This is a genomic window from Paenisporosarcina quisquiliarum, assembly GCF_027563315.1.
Classification (GTDB): Bacteria; Bacillota; Bacilli; order Bacillales_A; family Planococcaceae; genus Paenisporosarcina; species Paenisporosarcina quisquiliarum.
The window spans coordinates 1-6,974 of record NZ_JAMKBJ010000024.1; the positions used below are offsets into that span (position 1 = coordinate 1).

A 6,974-nucleotide genomic window follows, 5' to 3' on the forward strand; every position below is an offset into this window, starting at 1 on the left:
AGAAAATAGCTCAAAACCTTCCAATTAGGATACTGGGAGGTTATTTGGCATACGCATTTTTTAATATACCACGTATAGATTTATTCTATCAAAAAATATTGACAAACTATTAGCTGGTTTAGTTCAATAAGAAAAAAGGCTTCACTCCTTCTTGAAGTAAAGCACACCGTTAGTTGAATATCACCTTATTTATAAAATCAGTCTTTGCTTCTGTATATCCCTCACGATTTTTATTAAATTCCTGTGCTAATTGACTTTTTAGATTGGCGTATTCCTCAACAAGGTGTGGATTTGTTCTTAATTTATTTCTAAATTTATCATTCTTCACTTTAACAAAAAATCTCCTCCAGTGCTGTTTGTCTAATTCAGGAGGTACATAGTGCCAGTCGTTTAAAAGCAGATGTTCAGCTATTTTGTTGATTTGTTCTAAAGATGGAATAGAAGCCATTAAGTCGATAATAGGTTTAGCTGACAAATTAGGGATTGCCGTACTCCCAATGTGCTCTATTTGCTTAACACCAAAAGGAGAGAGTAGAATGTATAGTTCTTCTTTTTCCTGAATACCTTTGTTCTTCCATAAAGGGTTAGGTTTTTTTATCTCTATTGCTTCAAATGCCCATACTGGGATGTTATTGTGATCATCGCTATTCACCGTTAATTCTATCCCCCTATTATTGTTTGGTCATTATTTGTTCTTAAACAAACCTGCTGCTTTAGTTGAATAAGGAAGAAAGCTTTTCTCCGTGTTGAAGTAAAGCACCCGTTAGTTTAAGTGAAACTATTCACAATGTTACAATTTAATTTGTATTAACACTCACCGTGTACTTGAAATTTCTTAAGCACACGAAGAATGCAACAGCTATACTAATAAGTCCACTTACTAAAGTAATCCAGAAAAAAACTCTTCCGCCTATTGTTGGTGAATTAAAAATAAAACCACTAAGTAGTATCATGATACAACCTATTAATCCCAAAAAACCAATAGCCCATTTAGGCTTATATTTTACTAGATAATATCCAACTATACTCAAAATGTAGAATACACTAACCATCATAATTGCGGGAAATAGTGGTTGGAATTTAGCTGCATAAACAAAATAATCAAGTTGACTAATATCACGACCATTCGTAATCTCAATGTTAAGTATTTTGGTAAACGGTGTTGAATACCCCCATTCCAAAGATTTATAAGTTATTGCACTTCCTTCATACCAAGCTATAAATGTTGATACCACTAAAGTAAAGATTCCAACGATGAGTTGTAATACATACTTAAACAATTTTCGCCCTCCTTATAAATTCTGTTTTTTACCAAGACGTCTTTAATTACTTTTTGTTCCAAAATCAATTATTTTGTTACCCTTGAATTTCAATAGCTTTAATAATTTTCTGCGATAGTTTAGTTCAATAAAAAGAATGCTTTACTCATTCTTGAAGTAAAGCACCTCGTAGTTGAAGAAGAAATTTTATGTTCAAGTTCGAATTTCATTGAAATAATTAAAACTCTTCACTTAATATATAGTACGTTTTTAAATCTCAGCACACATGGTATGCTTTCAAGAATATTATTTAGTCTTCACTCTCGATTTTTAAATATTCTACAGTTCCCTGTTGTGGTTCCGTATCCAGACCCGCGTTATATGCCAAATGAATTTTCACTCTAGTTCTAGGTTGTAAATCCCTATATTCAATATCATTATTATCTATGTCGATCAGTCTACTGTTTGAGTTAACAGTCAGCCATATCTGTGTTTCGTTTGGAATAATTGGACCAGATCCTTCTAGTAAGAATTTAGTATCATTTGGATCGAATTTGATTATAGTACCAATCAAATCATATTCTTCTGTTTTTTTATTTGACTGACCACAAGATGCTAAAACTAGGAGTGCGAGAATCACGACGATTAAGAATTTTAATTTCATAAATAAAATTCTCCTTTCATTCTAAATACTTCTTTACCAATTATTTAAATCACCTAAAATAAAAGTAGGTGGAACATTTATAAAAATCGAGTACCAAATCATAACGATTTATTATTCGGTTTTATTAGTCACACTCTTCAACTAACCTGCAAGCATAATTCGACCATAACCCTTTTCTTCTTTAAACCACTTAACAATTCCCTCTCGTTTCATATCTGTTCGATCTCCTTTCCATTTCTTTCTTTAACTAACCTGCTTAGTTCAATAAAAAAAGTGCCACCTCAGTCTTGAAGTAAAGCACCATTTTCGTCGAACAATTTACATATATTAACTTATTCAACACGATTCCGAAAAAACCTTCTTGTTCAACTAAACTGCTTCGTTAGTTGAACAAGAGAAGATCGTTAAAGACGGTCTTTTTTGTTTGTCTAAGACCCAGGTAGATGGACATTTATTCAACTCCGAGAACGGTTGCATGAATCAAAAGCTCATTAAATCAGATGGATTCATCGATAAGAGTATTACAAGAGTATTCAGTCGAATACTTAAATTAAAGATTAGTTCTCCTGTTCTCTATTCATATGGATGCGAATAAGACGAATTTCACCATGATGATTAAGTTTTACATTGACATATCGAGAAATTTAGATGTACAATAGCACTTATGAAACCTATTGATGTATTCAAAGCGTTATCTAACGAAACACGGCTCAATATACTTGAGTGGTTAAAGGAACCCGAGAAGCATTTCCCAAAACAAGGTGCTCACTTGCCAAAGGAGGTAAGTTACAAAGGTGGAGTATGTGTTGGGGATATTCAAGAAAAAGCCAAAGTTTCTCAATCTACCGTTTCTAGCTACTTAAACATGATGCAAAGAGCTGGTCTACTTGAATCAATTCGTCATGGACAATGGACCTACTACAGACGTAACGAAGAAATTATCCAAGAGTTAGCTAAATATTTCAAAACAGAGATCTGATCTATGTTGATTTCTGTTTTTTTTTCTGAATAACATCTATTTTTCTAGATATTCAATTATACGAAAAAGGAGATTTAATCTATGCGCATTTTATTTTATTTACTAGCCCTACTAGCTGGAGCAGCTCTTAGCTTTGAAGGAGCAATCTATGCTGAACTAGGAAAAGCAATCGGGCAATTAGAAACAAGTTTTTATAACTTCTTTATGGGTTCAATCATTTTGGGGCTATTGTGGCTCTTTTTTGGAAAAGGAAGCCTTTCCTATACATTAGAAGCACCTAAATGGTTATTACTTGGAGGTGTTTTGGGTGTTGTTTATTTAACCTCAATTGTTGTAAGTGTCCCATTCGTGGGGGTTGGCGTAACAATGGTTGCTGTAATTATCGGGCAATTAGTTATGAGTATGATTATTGAACATTTTGGATGGCTGGGCAGTAAGAAAACAAGAATCAATAAAGAAAAGATACTTGCAGTTATTTCAATGGTTGTTGCCCTTATATTAATAAACTAGGAGGTCTTTAATTATGGGACTATTTATGATTTTATTTACTTTAATTGGCGGTATTACATTAAGCGCACAATCATCTATCAATGGTACATTCAGTCGAAAAGCTGGAACAATAGAAACAACATTTTTAACATTTCTCACTGGAACAATGTTTCTTACCATTTTCGTATTATTTTTTGGCAATGGAAATATTCCGGCACTTCTAGAGGCTCCAAAATGGCAATTAAGCGCAGCATTTTTAGGCACGATGTATTTACTCCTAACTGTCTTGGCCGTTCCTAAGATTGGGGTTATTGCGACTAATATTGCTGGTATAGCTGGCCAACTTGTAATTGGTGTGATTATTGATCATTTTGGATGGTTCAATAGTTTAGTTATAGAATTAGATATTAAACGAATCTTTTCATTACTATTTATGTTAATTTCTCTTTATTTTATTTATAAAGGGAATAAACGCTCAAGCGAGCCAACAGAAGCATAAACCATATATAAAGAGGCAGATATGCGTTTGCGGTAATAACAAATTTATAAATAACATAGCTAACGTCTTTTCCCGGACGTTAGCTTTTTCATTTTTCTTATTCAACTAAAGCACGCCGTTAGTTTAAGTAGATTTGTTCACAAAACTTTAGGTTCATTTTCAATTATTACAGGAATGCTTTTCTGATATTACATAAAGCAGTCAGTCTTCTTTCACTTTTGGAATTCAGCATTCTATATATTTTAACTTCATAGTCGAATGGTGTTTATTCGCAAAACAAACCTTTGTTATCTAAAGATCACGCATGTTCCAAACAACTTCTTCTCCATTCTCTTTCCAGGTACTATGTTTACGAATGAAACCATTCTTTTCAAGAACTCGAAAGGAAGCAATATTCCAAGAACCCACAGTAGACCACAGGCGTTTCCTTCCAGTGGCTACCGCAGCTTCTATAATTGCCGATGCGGCTTCAGTTGCATAGCCATTTCCGTGGGCTCTTTGGAATAGTTCATAAGCAATTTCCGGCTCTTCTATAGTAGAACGACCGATAATTAACCCGCAATATCCAATAATATCTCCTTCATCTTTGCTTCGGATTGTGAGTAGACCTATACCACTTTCCAGTGCTCTTTCGCGCAAACTGATAACATTTTTGAGAGCCTCTTCAAGAGTTGGCTTAGCAACGCCCCGTTCCCCAACAAGTTCCCTATACCAGGATGCATCTGATTCCTTCCACATACTCAAGTAAAGCCGTTCAGTTATTATTTTGAAATTCATTGCCGAGAATCTATTTGTCATTTTATAACCGCCTTCCCAAGTCATGCTATTCTCACGAGAAACATTTTATTTTACTTGATAGTAGAAATAATGGTGGACCCTTTTGAACATATATTCACTATTATTTAAAATACCTCCTGTTAATTTTAAATAATTCACACTTATATGTTGCTCAACTAACGCCGCCAATAGTTTAAGAGTAATACATCAAACATTCCTATAAAATAAATAAAAATGTCACAGGAAGGTGTATTATTCTTTAACATCACTAATATTGTACACGAATAATTTTCCAAATAATAAGAGTTCTCCTGCTACTTAAGCGATAACGTCTCCCCTTTTTCATCAAATGGGTGCTTATAATCAAATGCAAAAGGAGTTGGACCATGCTCAATATAATGGTTGTATCGCCTGAATGCCTCCTCCCATGAGACATCCCTCGCCATTTCTGTCCACCAAACTACATATGAAAGGTGTTTCACTTCAGAAGGCTCCATCCATTTGCTCCTATTTCGCAATGCTTGGATATGCTTTCCTGAATAGGTAAATTGATATAAGAATTGAAGGCTTTTCCATACCGTTAGAGTAAGAACTGGGTAACCTATTCCTTTAGCTTCTTCAGGGATAGGCACTCCATCTGATGAAAACTCCTCTATAAGATGTCCTGAAACAGATGCCTGACGCATTACTTTATATCCCATTTCATAAAACTCACGAGATGTAGGGTGGTCATAGGGGTGATTTAACCTACCAACAGTAAAGATTGAAACTAATGCCATAAATAGTCCTCCATCCACAGTCTTTTTCAAGTATATATTCAAGTGAAAATGTGGAAATACCTTCTTTCACTAAACTGCTTCGTTAGTTCAATAACAAAAAAGAGTTGCCTACGCAACTCATTGATCTTTGCTAAAGCACTCGTTAGTTGAATAAGAAATATGCTATTATGCAGGACTTCTACACTCATATTTATCTTTGTAATCATACTTTCGTACATCGTATTTTTGCATTACCCAACCTTCAGTTTCCCAATCTTGTCTTAATGTGACGGTAAAGATATCTTTATAATTATGTGGACCAGTGAAAGTAACAAACTCAAGCTTAGCTTCAAACATCCAAGAACCGGGATGTTCCAATTTCTTTATTTCAATAACCCTTTCACAAAACGTCCCTATGGCAAAAGTAGTTCCATAATGGTCTTCAATCGCTTTGCTTAATTGTGGCTGTAATAGATCAATTACTGCATCTTCTAACACATTCTCTCGTGTAGGTTGTGTTATTGGGCGATTAGCGTACGTAATTAATGATGTAGTCATAACAATAAATAAGATTAAAAATATTAATATTTTCTTCAAATCATCACCTACTCAACTTATTTTGTAGGTATTTTATCCATAGATATTATTTGTATGCTTATTCAACTAAACATCCTCATTCGTTCATTAAAAAAAGCTGCCTAAGCAGCCAGTTTAACTTAAACGAAAGCACCCGTAAGTTCAATAAGGTCCAGGAAGAAGTTTTTTTCATCGTGAATTTAATTCAGGTCCCCAAGGAGCTGGTGAAATAGAATCTTCTTTGATAGTTTGTCTCTTTAACCTTAATTTTTCAGCATAATAATCTAGCATTTCAAAAACAGTTAAGCGATGAAAACTTCCGTGGATAAATTGGGGTTCATTTCGTCTGTTAGGATCTATTTTCCAAAGAGGAATTGAAACACTTCCTGTATTATCGCTAAATTCATTTATTGGAACACTAAAGTTAATATGCTCGTTATACCCATTTGCAACTGCTATAACAGTAACTTCCCCCATTTTTTTCATGGGGAACCTAGGGTCTTTGTGAACTGTAACAGGTATCTTTGCTTCTCCATCAGAATTTGTTAATTCTGTTCCGATTATCTCACCTAATGAATTTATTACAATAATTTGAGCGTTACTAATTGGTGTACCATGTTCTTCAAAAGTTGTTGTTACTTTAGCAGATAATGTCGCTAATACTGTGCTTTCATTTGTGTTTGCTAACTTTGCTTTTGTTGAACTTTCCCAATTCACATATAACAACGTTGTTAGACTTAATAGCAATAGTAAAAAAATTACTGATATTTTTTTCATCTAATCACCTACCTATTTTAAGTAGTATTTCCTTGTGATAAGACATTATTCTTCTTGAACTAACCTGCTCCGTTCGTATTATAAGGTCAGCCAGATATTTCTGGTTGACCATTTTTTATATAGTTTTATTATATCAGTAGCCAGGGTAGAACGTATCTGCCCGTGGGGCTAGACCCCGTCAACTAAACCGTTCGCC

10 protein-coding genes are annotated in these 6,974 nt (G+C 34.2%); 3 read left to right on the forward strand and 7 right to left on the reverse strand.

The window, feature by feature from the left end:
• Positions 1 to 169: 169 nt before the first annotated feature.
• The 3 genes from M9R32_RS15890 to M9R32_RS15900 form a co-directional block, all read right to left on the reverse strand.
• A complete protein-coding gene (locus tag M9R32_RS15890) occupies positions 170 to 652 on the reverse strand; it encodes a GrpB family protein (protein WP_269927712.1) in 483 nt (160 codons plus the stop codon).
• Positions 653 to 797: 145 nt separating this feature from the next.
• Positions 798 to 1,280, reverse strand: a complete 483-nt coding sequence (locus M9R32_RS15895; RefSeq protein WP_269927713.1) for a YjdJ family protein — start codon at positions 1,278 to 1,280, stop codon at positions 798 to 800.
• 289 nt (positions 1,281 to 1,569) lie between these two features.
• The gene (locus M9R32_RS15900; protein WP_269927714.1) at positions 1,570 to 1,923 is read right to left on the reverse strand and encodes a hypothetical protein; all 354 of its coding nucleotides are present in this window, start codon (positions 1,921 to 1,923) and stop codon (positions 1,570 to 1,572) included.
• A 664-nt stretch (positions 1,924 to 2,587) separates the two neighbouring features.
• Here M9R32_RS15900 and M9R32_RS15905 point away from each other — a divergent pair.
• From M9R32_RS15905 to M9R32_RS15915, 3 genes are all read left to right on the forward strand, one after another.
• The gene (locus M9R32_RS15905) at positions 2,588 to 2,902 is read left to right on the forward strand and encodes an ArsR/SmtB family transcription factor (protein ID WP_269927715.1); all 315 of its coding nucleotides are present in this window, start codon (positions 2,588 to 2,590) and stop codon (positions 2,900 to 2,902) included.
• 81 nt (positions 2,903 to 2,983) lie between these two features.
• A complete protein-coding gene (locus M9R32_RS15910; RefSeq protein WP_269927716.1) occupies positions 2,984 to 3,412 on the forward strand; it encodes a DMT family transporter in 429 nt (142 codons plus the stop codon).
• A 13-nt stretch (positions 3,413 to 3,425) separates the two neighbouring features.
• Positions 3,426 to 3,890 (forward strand): DMT family transporter, encoded by a 465-nt coding sequence (locus tag M9R32_RS15915; protein ID WP_269927717.1) that lies wholly within the window; start codon positions 3,426 to 3,428, stop codon positions 3,888 to 3,890.
• 291 nt (positions 3,891 to 4,181) lie between these two features.
• On the opposite strand, the gene M9R32_RS15920 is transcribed toward M9R32_RS15915, so the two are convergent.
• The 4 genes from M9R32_RS15920 to M9R32_RS15935 form a co-directional block, all read right to left on the reverse strand.
• Positions 4,182 to 4,688 (reverse strand): GNAT family N-acetyltransferase, encoded by a 507-nt coding sequence (locus tag M9R32_RS15920; RefSeq protein WP_269927718.1) that lies wholly within the window; start codon positions 4,686 to 4,688, stop codon positions 4,182 to 4,184.
• A gap of 293 nt (positions 4,689 to 4,981) precedes the next feature.
• The gene (locus tag M9R32_RS15925) at positions 4,982 to 5,446 is read right to left on the reverse strand and encodes a DUF3291 domain-containing protein (protein WP_269927719.1); all 465 of its coding nucleotides are present in this window, start codon (positions 5,444 to 5,446) and stop codon (positions 4,982 to 4,984) included.
• 165 nt (positions 5,447 to 5,611) lie between these two features.
• Positions 5,612 to 6,022, reverse strand: coding sequence for a DUF3888 domain-containing protein (locus M9R32_RS15930; protein WP_269927720.1), 411 nt, complete (start codon positions 6,020 to 6,022; stop codon positions 5,612 to 5,614).
• Between the two features lie 168 nt (positions 6,023 to 6,190).
• Entirely contained in the window at positions 6,191 to 6,778 is a 588-nt protein-coding gene (locus tag M9R32_RS15935) for a hypothetical protein (RefSeq protein ID WP_269927721.1), read from the reverse strand.
• Positions 6,779 to 6,974: the final 196 nt, after the last annotated feature.